The following is a 12,207-nucleotide window of genomic DNA, read 5'->3' on the forward strand; positions in this document are numbered from 1 at the left end:
GCCGACTGCGTGACCGGCACGGGTCAGCTGGAGGTCCAGGCGCGGGACAAGAGCAAGGTCTGCTTCGACGTGAAGGGCACCTCGGGCTGGCTGACCCTGGAGCTCCCCTCGGTCTACCTCATCCGCGGCAACGACTACACCACCGAGGCCGACATGACCGTCGGCACCGAGGAGCAGTCGTACGACATCGCCAAGAACGCCTGGACCCCCGTGGGCGAGAGCGCGGACGAACAGGCCCGTGAGTGGACGCTGCTGGAGCTTCGCACGTCCAAGTAGCCCTCCACCGAGCCCTCCTGCCCGATCCGCCACCACCTTCCAGGGAACCGACTCCATGACCTACGCCAGACCCGTGCGCCTCGTCGCACTGGCCGCCGCCCTGACCCTCGGCGCCGCCGCCCCCGCCTTCGCGGTCACCGGTCCCGCGGTCGCGGCCGCCGACACCACCTACGCCTACACCGCGCAGATCACCGTCGGCGACCACGACCGCGGCTGCTCCGGTGTCCTGGTCGACCGCGAGTGGCTGCTCACCGCGGCCAGTTGCTTCGCCGCCGACCCGGCCACCAGCCTGAGCGTGCCCGCGGGCAAGCCTGCCGTGCAGACCACCGCGGTCATCGGCCGCTCCGATCTGACCGGCACCTCCGGCGCCGCCCGCGAGATCGTGCAGCTGGTCCCGCGCACGGACCGCGACATTGTTCTGGCCCGCCTGAACCGCCCGGTCACCGGCGTCAGTCCGATCGCCCTGGCCACCGCCGCACCCACCGCGGGCGAGACCCTCACCCTGGCCGGCTACGGCCGCACCGCCACCGAGTGGTCCCCGCTCAGCCTGCACACCGGCACCTTCACCGTGGACACCCCCGCCGCCACCACCGCCTCGGTCACCGGCAAGGACGGCATCGCCGCGTGCATGGGAGACACCGGCGGCCCCCTGGTCCGCGCCGGCTCCACCGCCCAACTGGCCGCCCTCGCCAGCCGCTCGTATCAGGGCGGCTGCTACGGCATCGACACCACCGAGACCCGTACCGGCGGCGTAGTGACGCGCGTGGACGACCTCGCCTCCTGGGTGAGCTCGACCACCGGAGCCGTCCGCGTCACCGACTTCAACTGCGACGGCGTCGAGGACATCGCGATCTCCGACCCGCGGGCCACGGTCGGCGGTGTCGGCGCGGCGGGCCTGGTGCGGATCGTCTACGGCGGCGGCAAGGGCACCGCCGAGATCAACCAGAACCTCGACTGGGTGCCCGGCGCGAGCGAGGCCAGCGACTGGTTCGGCGAGTCCCTGGCCACGGTCGACTACGACGAGGACGGCTGCACCGACCTGGTGGTGGGCACCCCGGCCGAGGACATCGGCACCGCAACCGACGCGGGCATGCTCGACATCCTGCACGGCGCGAGCGGCGGCCTGGGCACCGGCACGGTCAAGAACACCCACTTCGAGGAGGGCTCCGGCACCGGCTCCCTGGCCACCGCCGTCGCCCAGGCCGGCGACCGGTTCGGCGACTCCATCGCGGCCGGTGTCACCGCCGCCGGTGAGCCGTTCGTGGTCAGCGGCGCGCCGGGCGAGAGTGTCAGCGGCCTGGCCAAGGCCGGTGTGGCCTTCTACCTGCACGCCGGCACGAACATCGTCTTCCACCAGGACAGCACCGACGTGCCCGGCGCCGCCGAGGCGAACGACGGCTTCGGCGGCGCGGTAACCGCCGACGCCAACTTCTTCGCCGTCGGCGCGCCCGGCGAGGCCATCGGAGAGGATGCGGGCGCCGGGAACCTGGCGGTGTTCAGCCACACCCTGACCGCCGCGGGCCTGCCCACCCCGAAGTTCGGGCTCGACCAGGACCTGGACACCGTCTCCGGCGGCGCCGAGGCCGGCGACCAGTTCGGCTACGCCCTGGCCCTGGCCCCGTACCGCCCCTCCGGCGCGGCCAGTGCCACCGACTCGATCCTCGCCGTCGGCGCCCCCGGTGAGGACCTCGACGTCGACGGCGTCGCCAAGGCCGACGCCGGCACCGCCCTGACCTTCCGCATCACCGCCGCCGGCACCTACACCCAGCTCTACGGCATCTCCCAGGGCACCGCCGACGACGACGTCACCGGCACCTCGGAGGCCGGCGACCGCATGGGCGCCGCGCTGACCGCGATCAACACCGCCCCCCGCGCGCTGAGCACCACCGCCACCATGAAACTGGCCGTGGGCGTCCCCAACGAGGCCATCGACACGGCCGCCAACGCGGGTGCCGTCCACACCTTCTCCCTGCTGGGCACCCCCGGCGCCAACGACCGCTGGCTGGAGGCGGGCGACGGCGACGGCATCCCCACCGCCCCCGGCGCAGGCCAGCAGGTCGGCACGAGCATCCACTACACCGGCACCCACCTGTACGTCGGCCTGCCCCTGGGCCCCAGCACCTACGGCACCCTGTACGCCCTGCCCCTGTCCAACGTCACCGCCGGCGGCGCCGTCGCCGCGGTGACGACCTACCAGCCCGGCGCGGGCGGCCTTCCGGCGGCCGGCGACCGCTTCGGCTACGCAGCGAGGTAACCCCGACCACCTGATCGAAGAGGGCCCTCGACGTAGGTCGAGGGCCCTCTTCTTGCACTCACTTCGAGACTCAGGCGTCGAGAACCTGCCCCGCGCGCTTCACCACGGGCGGTTGAACGGACCACGGAAAGTTGATCCACTCATCGGTGCGCTTCCAGACGTACTCGCACTTCACCAGGGACTGCGCCTTCTCGTAGACGACCGCGGAGCGGACCTCGGCCACGGCGTCGAGGCAGAAGTCGCGTACCAGTTTGAGTGTCTTGCCGGTGTCGGCGACGTCGTCGGTGATGAGGACCTTCTTGTCGGAGAAGTCGATGGCGTTGGGGACGGGGGCCAGCATGACCGGCATCTCCAGGGTGGTCCCCACACCGGTGTAGAACTCGACGTTCACCAGGTGGATGTTCTTGCAGTCGAGGGCGTAGGCGAGGCCGCCTGCGACGAAGACTCCGCCACGGGCGATCGAGAGCACGACGTCGGGCTCGTAGCCGTCGTCGGCGATGGTCTGCGCGAGCTCGCGGACGGCGGTGCCGAACGCCTCGTAGGTGAGGTTCTCCCGTACGTCCGGGGCGCTCACACCTGTGTCCTGTGGAAGTTCAGGAAGGAGCGGGAGGCGGTCGGTCCGCGCTGGCCCTGGTAGCGGGAGCCGTAGCGCTCACTGCCGTAGGGGAACTCGGCGGGCGAGGAGAGCCGGAACATGCAGAGCTGGCCGATCTTCATGCCGGGCCAGAGCTTGATGGGGAGCGTGGCGAGGTTCGACAGCTCCAGGGTCACGTGACCGCTGAAGCCGGGGTCGATGAAGCCGGCCGTGGAGTGGGTGACGAGCCCGAGGCGGCCGAGGGAGGACTTGCCCTCAAGGCGGGAGGCGAGGTCGTCGGGGAGGGTGATGACCTCGTACGTGGAAGCGAGGACGAACTCGCCGGGGTGCAGGATGAAGGGCTCGTCGCCCTCCGGCTCCACGAGCCGCGTCAGATCGGCCTGCTCGACGGAGGGGTCGATGTGGGGGTAACGGTGGTTCTCGAACACCCGGAAGAAGCGATCGAGGCGCACGTCGACGCTGGACGGCTGCACCATGGATTCGTCGTAGGGATCGATCCGCACGCGTCCGGCGTCGATCTCGGCCCGGATGTCCTTGTCTGAGAGAAGCACGCCCCGAGGATACGCAAGGCGCGCGGACCGACCACCATCGGACGGACCCGCGCGCCTGGTACTGATCTTTTAGTGCTTTTCCAAGGTCACCTGAACGACGCTGCGAAGCCGGGCGCAGCGAGGACACCGGACGAGCCGTCCGGGACCGAGGCGCTCGGCCTGCTGCATCGGGAACGAAGCGGTGCTGAACACGTGCCCCTCGGCACAACGGACGACGGTGCGCTCCATCAAGTTCTGGAGTCCCTTCCCCAAGAGCCGCGTCTGGCTGCTGCTCACCTGACGACAAATGCCACATTACGGGATGGATGGGACGGCCCTGCAGGCGGCACTCCGGTCCCGCCCGGACCCTCTTCCACCCCTCCACCGTACGCCCCAACTCCCGCCCCCCGCAGCCCCGTCCCGCCCCTGAAACGCACTCAGGCCCCACGGTTTCGGCGCCGGGGGCCTGGTATGAGGTAAGGTAACAGTGCGTTCCGACACCGGTCTGTCCGGCGTCTCGCGCGGGTGTAGTTTAGTGGTAGAACATCAGCTTCCCAAGCTGAGAGTGCGAGTTCGATTCTCGTCACCCGCTCTTCTTGAAGCCCCAGGTCAGTGGCCTGGGGCTCTTTCATGGCAGGCCCTCTGTCGCATTTCCCAGCACACGAGGGTCCCGGAGATTGGGCACGCGGAGGGCACGAGTTGCCTGCCGAGGGCCACCCACTCACCACCCCGGTCGCCGAAGCGCGCCACTGACCTGCTGTTTCATGGCACCCACCGCGGCAGTCCCCGATGAAAGCCCTCAGCCTGCCGTGCCCTCCGCCGGACCGACTGGCGGTTTCCGTACCGCGGAGGGGGCGCGAGCCTGGACCTTGCCGCGTAAGACGTGTTGTCTTACATTGGTTGTATGGCTGACACCATCACGATCCGCAGCGACTCGGAGACCGAGCACGCTCTCGATGTTCTCACTCATGACGGCAGCTCACGCTCGGCGGCCATCCGCCAAGCCGTACTCGAAGCCGCTCTACGCAAAGAGCGGGCTGCCGCGATGCGTCGCGCCGTCCTACGTATGCCACTCGGCGAACCCGATGGCATCGACATCGCCGCGGAGATCGCCCGCGGCCGCGAGGACGAGCGCTGATGATCTATCTCGACTCAGCCGCCGTCGTGAAACTCGTCCACGCCGAATCCGAGTCGCAGGCATTGCGCAACTGGCTCGACGAACGGGCGGAGACCGGATGGACGAGTTCGGTTCTGGCGGAGATCGAGTCATCGCGAGCCCTGGCACGCTACGCCCCGGAAGCCGTCGCCCGGCTCCACCCGGTCCTCGACCTGATCGAGTTGGTGGAGCTGGATGCCGGCATTCGCATCTTGGCCCAGACCGTGAAACCGGCGACCGTACGGAGTCTGGACGCCATCCACCTGGCAACGGCTCTCCGCATCCGCTCCCAACTCACCTCATTCGTCACGTACGACAAACGACTGGCCGATGCCGCCCAAGCAGCCGGACTGACCGTCGACATGCCCGCCTAAGACGTCGTTGCAGTGCAGGCGTGGCCCGGACTCGACCGGTGTGCTGCTGCGGGGCAAACCCGAGGCCATCATCGCCGTACTGGTCGCACTCGACGACATCCCCTTCATCGACCTCTCCGCATCCGGCGACGAGATCCACGCCATCTCCTGGACCGAGCCCGGCTCCCGCGACGCCCTGGTGTTCCGCCGGCTCCCCTCCACCCAGGCGGTCACATCGGTGACAGCGTCCACGGTGCTCCACGTCTTGTCGGAAGCGACCGACTGGCGCCACGACGTCCTGACCGCGGCGGAACCGGCGGCCCTCAAGCGGCCCTACAAGAGGCCGTCATCATCGGCCAGGCAGTCAAACGACCCGGCTCACTCACCACCACCCGTCACGGGGCCGGGCTCTCGCTCTTCATGGCGGGCATCGTCCTCCGGGCCACCGCACGCTGATCCAGCACTGCCTCCACTGCGATCGGGAGCCGCCGGAGGGTTCAGCCATGGAGTGGCCGGGCAGTGCACGCCAGAAGGCGCCTTCGGCAAGTGCCTGCTGACGCCATCGGCCTGGTACGGGATACTGCGGAACGTTGCGAACTGACGATCATGCACTGAGAGAGCGGGAGAAAGCCCGGAAGGCCGCCGAGGCCGAGGCCAAGCGGAAGGCTCGCGAAGAGAAGCTGGCGTACGAAGCAGCCCGCGCCCAAGAGGCTGTCGACCGTACGAGCGTGGCCGAGCACGATGCCGAGCAGCTTTCCCAGCTGCTCCGTACGTCCGTCGTGGACGGGCATCCACTGACGTTCGAGCGGTTGAAGCAGAAGTTCGCTCCCGCGCCGTTCGTACCGCCCAAGGGCCGTGCCAAAGCCGCGCCCTTGCCCCGGTGGGAGGAGTACGAGCCGGAACCGCCACGGGGGCTGCTGGGTGCTCTCGGATTCGGACGCAAAGGGTACGACGCGGAGGTCGAAGCCGCTCGCAAGCCTGTGGTTCCCTCACATACTCCGCCCTGCACATGGACTGCATGACAGGCACCGGCTGGGCATTCCAGCCGCCCGCTGACTCGAACATCCGGGCCATGGTCGTGGCCGAGCTGTACCGGCACATCATCGACGGCCGCCCCGCCTGGAAACTCCGTGCCGTCGGCCAGGGCTGGGCGGACGGCCTCGACGGCCTGGCCCGCGCTCATGGAGTCGACGTCGAGTGACGATCGGCTTTCAGCGCGGCATACGCATCCGTAATCACGTATCCCGTTCGGCCGCAACGCCCGTGTAGTTGCCCACCCACGAGGGACGACCAACCGCTCCGAGACGTGCGGCTCCAGCGGCCGTGCCCATAGCGTGCCCTTCAGAGCGGAAACCCACGGTCAACAGCGGTGCCACCACACCGTCACGCCTACCAGCCCCGGACGCATCTGCGCAGGTCAGCTGCCATGCGACCGCGCAAGCGCCGTCGCTTCCCAAGCCGAGAGTGCGAGTTCGATTCTCGTCACCCGCTCCATGCGAAACCCCAGGTCAGCGACCTGGGGTTTATGTTTTGCCACTGCCTCTCGGGGCGCTACAAGATCACACGAGGAAAGCCCTCAGCCCGCCGTTCCCGTAGGACCGCTGCCGGACGGTGCGACGCATGACACCGGCCCAAGGTCTTCGGGCAAGCCATGCCGCCGCGCTGCCCTGATCACCACTTGCCGGCATCCGCGGCGTGTGGTCACCGAAGTCGGCAACCAGGTCCAATCTGCTGCCGAGGGCCTCGACATAACGTGCGATGACATCGGGAGTGGCGACCTCACCATGCTCGATCCGGGATACGCGAGCGATGCCCACACCCATGCGGGCAGCCACGTACCGCTGGGCCAGCCCGTACTGCTTACGCGCCTCGGCGAGTTCTGAGCGGACAGCCGGGCTCGGGTTCGGTGAGGTTGCCGTGGGTGACCAGCGTTTCAACCGCCGGTTGTGGTGGTTGTGGTGCCGTAGCGGGCGAGGAACATCCGCACGCCGCCGCGGATGTACGTCTCGATGGTTTCCCGGCTGGGAGCGAAGTTGATGTCGAGCATCGCGATTTGGACGGGGATGATCATTGTGTGGGCGTAGAAGGCGACGGTGAGTTGGGGGTCTTGGTCCAGGGTCATCAGGCCGCGTTCGGCCAGGGTACGGAAGCAGGGCTCCAGGACCTTGCGGACTTGGGCGGGGCCGTGGTCGTCCCAGGCGGCGGCCAGGTGCGGGAGACGGGCGGCTTCGCCGATGACCAGCCGGCGCACGGCCAGGACGTCGGGTTGGAGCATGATGCGCATCCAGGCGCGGCCGACTTGGACGAGGTCGGTCTCCAGGTCGTCGCTGTGCTCCAGGTCGGCGTCGCGCATGGCGTCGGTGATCGCGGTGAGGACGTCGTTGAGGATGCCCGTGACGACGGCCAGGAACAGGGGTTCCTTGCCCTTGAAGTAGCGATAGAGGGTCTGTCGGGAGACCACGGCTTCGGCCAGGATCATGTCGATGCTGGTGTTGGCGTATCCGTGCTCGAGGAAGACTTTCAGGGCGGCCCGGCGGATCTGCTCGGGCTTGGCGGGCGCGACGGGCGCGGGCGCGGTTTGCTGCCAGACGGCCGGATCGTATGTGGGCATGGTTCCTCCCGGGATCGTGGCGCTTCGCGACCAGACCAGACAAGCTGATCCATCAGACTAGACGGTCTGATCTGAATGGCCAACGTGATCCACGTCACAGCAATTGCCCTCTTGCGCCCCCCGTTGATGCGGATCTAACGTCTGGCTCGGATCAGACGGAACAGTCTGATCTGCAAGACGAGACAGTCTGATCTGGTCGCTCGATGGCTGCACCGGCCTGGTAGCGGGCCTCGCACCAGCGACCACGGGCCGATCGGGCCCCGGCATAAGCGGAGGAATCATGAACGACAACACGCAGCTCACCAACGTGGTCCTGGTCCACGGCGGTTTCGTGGACGGCTCGGGCTGGCAGCGCGTGTACGACGCCCTGACGGCCGACGGCTTCACCGTGGCGATCGTGCAGAACGCGACGTTCTCCCTGGCCGGGGACGTAGCCGCCACCCACCAGGTGATCGAGTCCATGTCCGGGCCGGTGGTCCTGGTCGGCCACTCCTACGGCGGCGCGGTCATCACGGAGGCCGGCACCCACGAGAAGGTCGCCGCGCTCGCCTACATCGCCGCGTTCGCCCCGGACAAGGGCGAGTCGGTGGCCACCCTGATCGCCGACCCGGCGCCCGGGGCGCCGGTGCCACCGATCCTGCCGCCCGTCAATGGCTTCCTGGCGCTGGACCGCGACAAGTTCCCGGACTCCTTCGCCGGCGACCTGCCGCAGGCCCAGGCCCAGTTCATGGCCGACTCGCAGGTGCCGTGGGGCCTGGACGCGCTCAACGGCGCGGTGACCGAGGCGGCGTGGCACAACAAGCCGGCCTGGTACCTCATCGCCGGCGACGACCGGATGATCCCCCCGGCGGCCCAGCGCGCGATGGCCGAGCGGATCGGCGCGCAGACCGTCGAGGTCCCCGGGGCCAGCCACTCCGTCTACGTCTCCCAGCCCTCCGCGACCGCCGACCTCATCAAGCAAGCCGCCCGCGGCTGACCTCCCTCACAGGGACCTCAGGGCCCGGCGCCACCGCCCGGCAACCACCACCGGCCAGGAACGGACACCAACCGTTCCCGGCCGGACCTACGGGATCCGACACCTTCGAGATGAGGGAGAAGACGGTGACTGATCATGGAGCCGACCTGCTGATCCGCGCCGGCGTGGTGCACAACCTGGTGCCCGGTCAGGCCCCGTAGCGGGCACTGACCGTGCGCGGCGACCGTATCCGCCGCCCTGTGCGACGGGACTGCTCTCCAGGAACAGGCAATCATGTGGCCGATATGTCGCCTGCCTTGTCCGCGACCCCGACATCCAGCAACGACTCGTCCACCGAGCCCGGGAAGTCGAGGGACTTCTTGTCGAAGACCCAGGCCGTGCGGCCGTCGCGCTCCTTGAAACTCAGGCCGATGCCGGGGCGGCCGGTGTAGTCCTTGGCGCCGGTGACGACCGAGACGCCCGGGATCTTCGCGGCCGCGCGGTAGAGCGCGGCGTCCGGTTCGGGCAGGAGCGTGGCGTCGGGCAGCATGTCGCCGATCTTCTCCAGCGCCGCGCTCCGTGGCACAGGGGGCCTGGCCGGCATCACCGCCGGCCAGGCCCCCTTGAAGTGAGCGGCTGTGTCAGCCGTCGTTCTCCGACGACGGGAGGTAGGCGCCGGGTACGTCGTTCGGCGTGTAGATCTTCTTGTCACCCGGGTACGGCTTGGTCCAGTTGTGGGTCTGGTACCACGTGTAGCGGTTCATCTGGGTGGGGTTGGCGTAGTCGGGCACCGCGTTCGGGCCGGTCAGGCGCTGGTGCGAGGCCCACGTCCTCCACTGCGCCGCGACCGTCTTCGCGGCCGTCGGCACGGACACGGTCGTGGGTGCGGCGGCGGCCTTGGTGTCCTGGGCAGCCGGGGTGTCCGAACCGCAGGAGGGCTGCGGGCTCACGCCGAGGGTCAGGGAGGTCCGGTTGGGCACCGCCGTGAACGGGGTGGTGTCCGCCTTCGAGGTGAAGGCGCCGTACATCGGCGTGGCCGCGCTGTCGAGCTGGTTCATCGGGTGGATCCCGAGGATCTGCTCGACGGTACGGACCATGGTGATCTGCGAGTAGTAGTCGTCAGCAGCGGCCGGGCTCGTCGCGGGTGACGAAGTCCATGGCCGGGGTGCCGTCCCTGTTGAGGACGTCCGCCTTGCCGTCGACGTAGTAGCCGTACGACCGGATGCGGTCGTAGCCGCGACCGCGCCAGGTGTGGGACACGGTGCCGATCTCCGACTGGCCGTCGCTCCAGTTGTACTGCTCGACGTGGAAGACCGGGGCGACGCGCACGGTCCGCTTGATCGGGCGGGCGTCCATGTGGCCCTTGCGGCCGTGTGCGACCGTGCCGCTGGCCTGGCGGCCGAGCGTGTGGGTCTTGGAAATGGACCAGGAGTAGCCGAAGCTGGCGCCGATCTCGCCGGTGAAGATGTCCAGGGCCTTGACCGAACCCTTCGTGTTGCCGCCGACCGTGATGGTGGTGCCGCGCGTGGTCGCGTAGGACTCGTTGACCGCGAGAGTGGCCGAGCCGCTGGCGCAGTTGGTGATCGAGTCGTTGGAGATTCTGCGCTCGTAGTCCTCCCAGGTCCAGGACGACGTCTGCGGGTACTCGCAGCTGCCGCCAAAGCCCTCCCAGCCCGGAGAGAGCGCGTAGTGGTAGCCGCGCGGCGCGGGCGAGTACGCCTGCCTGGTGGAGCCGCTGACCAGCCGGTAGTACGGGGCCTTGCCGTAGTTCCCGGCGGAGTTCACCACCTCGCCGGTGTGGATGTTGAAGAGGAACGCCTTGTCCCGCGTGCTCATGTCGCCGCAGAGCTTGTCCATGAACACGTCGGTGTTGAAGGACTCCTGCCCGCGGATGTTCACGCTGGAGGCGGCGCTCGCCGACGGAGCGGTGGACACCATGCCGACCGTCGCCGTGGCGACGGCCGCGCAGATCGTCGCGTACCGCTTGATCCTGTTGCTCATTTTCTCTCGCTGTCTGTCCGCTGGGAACCGGGTGCGGATCCGACACTGATGGCCGGGGAATTGATCGGCAGCCCGCTCCCCCGCGCCAATCAACGCGGAGTCCCGAGCCCTCACGTGACGCGGTCGCCTGACAGCGTTCGGTACATGAACGTTCGCTCCGGTCCGCCCGGCGGCGGCTGCCGCCCAACTGCGCGAGGTGCGGGCCCCGCAGCGATCCTTCTGGTGCAGGGGGTGGAGGCGCAGCTGCACGGGGCGCTGCCCGACCCGCCGCCGGGGCACACGGTCGAGGAAGTGGGACAGACCGTGGAGGCGCTGTGCGTGAAGGCCCTCACACCGTGACGATCACAGCCTTCCGAGCGCCGTCGTTTCCCGGGCTGAGCCCCCGGTGCCCGACCGCCCCGCGTCCCAAGGTGTCGGCGTGTTCCATGTGCGCGGGGAACAGCACGTCCGCCCCGGACTGTTGCATCGACCGAGGGACCGGTGTCGCACGGGCAGGGGATACGGAGACCACGAGGTCGCCGGGATCGCGGTACGCCCGCCGCGCACTCGGACCGAGACGTACTTCCGCAGGAGGACTGCTTCATGACCGACCGGCCCCTGACGCTCATGGCCGTGCACGCCCACCCCGACGACGAGGCCACCGGAACCGGAGGGATCCTCGCGCGGTACGCGGCGGAGGGCATCCGTACGGTTCTCGTGACCTGTACCGACGGCGGTTGCGGTGATGGACCGGGAGGGGTCAAGCCGGGCGATCCCCGGCATGATCCGGCGGCCGTTGCCTTGATGCGCCGTAAAGAACTCGAAGCGAGCTGTGAGGTTCTGAAGGTCAGCGATCTGGAGATGCTGGACTACGCCGACTCCGGGATGGCGGGCTGGGCGGGCAACGACGCCCCCGGATCCTTCTGGCAGACCCCCGTGGAGGAAGGCGCGGCCCGGCTCGCGGAACTCATGCGGCATTACCGGCCCGATGTGGTCGTCACCTACGACGAGAACGGTTTCTACGGCCATCCCGACCACATCCAGGCCCACCGCATCACGATGGCGGCGCTGGAGATGACCGAGCTGACTCCTAAGGTGTACTGGACGACGATGCCCCGCTCGCTGATGCGGCGGTTCGGCGAGATCATGCGCGAGTTTCATGAGGACATGCCGGAGCCGGATCCTGCCGAGGCCGCCGCGCTGGCCGAGATCGGCCTCCCCGACGACGAGATCACCACGTGGGTGGACACCACCGCGTTCAGCGGTCAGAAGTTCGACGCGCTGGCCGCGCACGCCAGTCAGGGCGAGAACATCTTCTTCCTCAAGATGGGCAAGGAGAGGTTCGGCGAGTTGATGGGCGTGGAGACCTTCGTACGGGTCAAGGACGCCACCGGCGCGGCCGTACCCGAGAACGATCTCTTCGCCGGACTGCGCTGATCGCCTGCCGTCCGCCGACTCGGAAGGTCCGACCGAGACCGGCCGTGCACCAGTTCGGTT

Annotated in this window: 14 protein-coding genes, 1 tRNA gene and 1 pseudogene; 9 read left to right on the top strand and 7 right to left on the bottom strand. The window is 68.8% G+C overall.

Features of this window, described 5'->3' with window-relative positions:
- Both ACI2L1_RS04190 and ACI2L1_RS04195 read left to right on the top strand, forming a co-directional pair.
- On the top strand, nucleotides 1–276 hold a 276-nt coding region (locus tag ACI2L1_RS04190; protein ID WP_404737766.1), incomplete at its 5' end, for a hypothetical protein.
- 55 nt (nucleotides 277–331) lie between these two features.
- Nucleotides 332–2,530 (top strand): trypsin-like serine protease, encoded by a 2,199-nt coding sequence (locus ACI2L1_RS04195; protein WP_404737767.1) that lies wholly within the window; start codon nucleotides 332–334, stop codon nucleotides 2,528–2,530.
- Nucleotides 2,531–2,600: 70 nt separating this feature from the next.
- On the opposite strand, the gene ACI2L1_RS04200 is transcribed toward ACI2L1_RS04195, so the two are convergent.
- Together ACI2L1_RS04200 and dcd are read right to left on the bottom strand one after the other, a co-directional pair.
- Nucleotides 2,601–3,104, bottom strand: coding sequence for a phosphoribosyltransferase (locus tag ACI2L1_RS04200; protein WP_404737768.1), 504 nt, complete (start codon nucleotides 3,102–3,104; stop codon nucleotides 2,601–2,603).
- A complete protein-coding gene (dcd, locus tag ACI2L1_RS04205; protein ID WP_037735257.1) occupies nucleotides 3,101–3,676 on the bottom strand; it encodes a dCTP deaminase in 576 nt (191 codons plus the stop codon). Before dcd ends, ACI2L1_RS04200 begins: the two co-directional genes overlap by 4 nt.
- Nucleotides 3,677–4,176: 500 nt before the next feature.
- Here dcd and ACI2L1_RS04210 point away from each other — a divergent pair.
- The 4 genes from ACI2L1_RS04210 to ACI2L1_RS04225 all read left to right on the top strand — a co-directional run bounded on the left by ACI2L1_RS04210 (nucleotide 4,177) and on the right by ACI2L1_RS04225 (nucleotide 6,365).
- Nucleotides 4,177–4,247: transfer RNA gene (locus ACI2L1_RS04210), tRNA-Gly, on the top strand.
- A gap of 312 nt (nucleotides 4,248–4,559) precedes the next feature.
- Complete coding sequence (locus ACI2L1_RS04215) at nucleotides 4,560–4,793, top strand: hypothetical protein (RefSeq protein WP_381245451.1); 234 nt, start codon at nucleotides 4,560–4,562, stop codon at nucleotides 4,791–4,793.
- Nucleotides 4,793–5,185 carry a type II toxin-antitoxin system VapC family toxin gene (locus tag ACI2L1_RS04220; RefSeq protein ID WP_404737769.1) on the top strand — a complete coding sequence of 131 codons (393 nt, stop codon included), beginning with the start codon at nucleotides 4,793–4,795 and terminating at the stop codon, nucleotides 5,183–5,185. The genes ACI2L1_RS04215 and ACI2L1_RS04220 overlap by 1 nt, the downstream gene beginning before the upstream one ends.
- Nucleotides 5,186–6,173: 988 nt before the next feature.
- A complete protein-coding gene (locus ACI2L1_RS04225) occupies nucleotides 6,174–6,365 on the top strand; it encodes a TerD family protein (protein ID WP_404737770.1) in 192 nt (63 codons plus the stop codon).
- A gap of 358 nt (nucleotides 6,366–6,723) precedes the next feature.
- Here ACI2L1_RS04225 and ACI2L1_RS04230 read toward each other — a convergent pair whose 3' ends face one another.
- Both ACI2L1_RS04230 and ACI2L1_RS04235 read right to left on the bottom strand, forming a co-directional pair.
- Nucleotides 6,724–6,987: a hypothetical protein gene (locus tag ACI2L1_RS04230; protein WP_404738110.1), complete on the bottom strand. Its 264-nt coding sequence runs from the start codon at nucleotides 6,985–6,987 to the stop codon at nucleotides 6,724–6,726.
- 110 nt (nucleotides 6,988–7,097) lie between these two features.
- Entirely contained in the window at nucleotides 7,098–7,775 is a 678-nt protein-coding gene (locus tag ACI2L1_RS04235; protein ID WP_404737771.1) for a TetR/AcrR family transcriptional regulator, read from the bottom strand.
- A gap of 280 nt (nucleotides 7,776–8,055) precedes the next feature.
- Between ACI2L1_RS04235 and ACI2L1_RS04240 the strand changes: the two genes are divergently transcribed.
- Entirely contained in the window at nucleotides 8,056–8,751 is a 696-nt protein-coding gene (locus tag ACI2L1_RS04240; RefSeq protein ID WP_404737772.1) for an alpha/beta fold hydrolase, read from the top strand.
- A gap of 271 nt (nucleotides 8,752–9,022) precedes the next feature.
- On the opposite strand, the gene ACI2L1_RS04245 is transcribed toward ACI2L1_RS04240, so the two are convergent.
- From ACI2L1_RS04245 to ACI2L1_RS04255, 3 genes and pseudogenes are all read right to left on the bottom strand, one after another.
- The gene (locus ACI2L1_RS04245; protein WP_404737773.1) at nucleotides 9,023–9,316 is read right to left on the bottom strand and encodes a hypothetical protein; all 294 of its coding nucleotides are present in this window, start codon (nucleotides 9,314–9,316) and stop codon (nucleotides 9,023–9,025) included.
- A 55-nt stretch (nucleotides 9,317–9,371) separates the two neighbouring features.
- Nucleotides 9,372–9,851 (bottom strand): annotated as a pseudogene (locus ACI2L1_RS04250) (phosphoesterase); the annotation flags it as partial.
- Nucleotides 9,850–10,731: a hypothetical protein gene (locus tag ACI2L1_RS04255; protein WP_404737774.1), complete on the bottom strand. Its 882-nt coding sequence runs from the start codon at nucleotides 10,729–10,731 to the stop codon at nucleotides 9,850–9,852. The pseudogene ACI2L1_RS04250 and the gene ACI2L1_RS04255, both read right to left, overlap by 2 nt.
- Before the next feature lie 144 nt (nucleotides 10,732–10,875).
- On the opposite strand from ACI2L1_RS04255, the gene ACI2L1_RS04260 reads away from it, so the two are divergent.
- Nucleotides 10,876–11,070: a hypothetical protein gene (locus ACI2L1_RS04260; RefSeq protein ID WP_404737775.1), complete on the top strand. Its 195-nt coding sequence runs from the start codon at nucleotides 10,876–10,878 to the stop codon at nucleotides 11,068–11,070.
- A gap of 243 nt (nucleotides 11,071–11,313) precedes the next feature.
- Nucleotides 11,314–12,147, top strand: a complete 834-nt coding sequence (locus ACI2L1_RS04265; RefSeq protein ID WP_404737776.1) for a PIG-L family deacetylase — start codon at nucleotides 11,314–11,316, stop codon at nucleotides 12,145–12,147.
- Nucleotides 12,148–12,207: the final 60 nt, after the last annotated feature.

The organism is Streptomyces sp. NPDC019531 (genome assembly GCF_044903305.1).
Classification (GTDB): Bacteria; Actinomycetota; Actinomycetes; order Streptomycetales; family Streptomycetaceae; genus Streptomyces.

Coding starts and splice junctions, on each gene's coding strand:
- ACI2L1_RS04195 (WP_404737767.1), top strand. CDS start 332: ATGACCTACGCCAGACCCGTGCGCCTCGTCGCACTGGCCGCCGCCCTG.
- ACI2L1_RS04215 (WP_381245451.1), top strand. CDS start 4,560: ATGGCTGACACCATCACGATCCGCAGCGACTCGGAGACCGAGCACGCT.
- ACI2L1_RS04220 (WP_404737769.1), top strand. CDS start 4,793: ATGATCTATCTCGACTCAGCCGCCGTCGTGAAACTCGTCCACGCCGAA.
- ACI2L1_RS04225 (WP_404737770.1), top strand. CDS start 6,174: ATGGACTGCATGACAGGCACCGGCTGGGCATTCCAGCCGCCCGCTGAC.
- ACI2L1_RS04230 (WP_404738110.1), bottom strand. CDS start 6,987: ATGGGTGTGGGCATCGCTCGCGTATCCCGGATCGAGCATGGTGAGGTC.
- ACI2L1_RS04235 (WP_404737771.1), bottom strand. CDS start 7,775: ATGCCCACATACGATCCGGCCGTCTGGCAGCAAACCGCGCCCGCGCCC.
- ACI2L1_RS04240 (WP_404737772.1), top strand. CDS start 8,056: ATGAACGACAACACGCAGCTCACCAACGTGGTCCTGGTCCACGGCGGT.
- ACI2L1_RS04255 (WP_404737774.1), bottom strand. CDS start 10,731: ATGAGCAACAGGATCAAGCGGTACGCGACGATCTGCGCGGCCGTCGCC.
- ACI2L1_RS04260 (WP_404737775.1), top strand. CDS start 10,876: ATGAACGTTCGCTCCGGTCCGCCCGGCGGCGGCTGCCGCCCAACTGCG.
- ACI2L1_RS04265 (WP_404737776.1), top strand. CDS start 11,314: ATGACCGACCGGCCCCTGACGCTCATGGCCGTGCACGCCCACCCCGAC.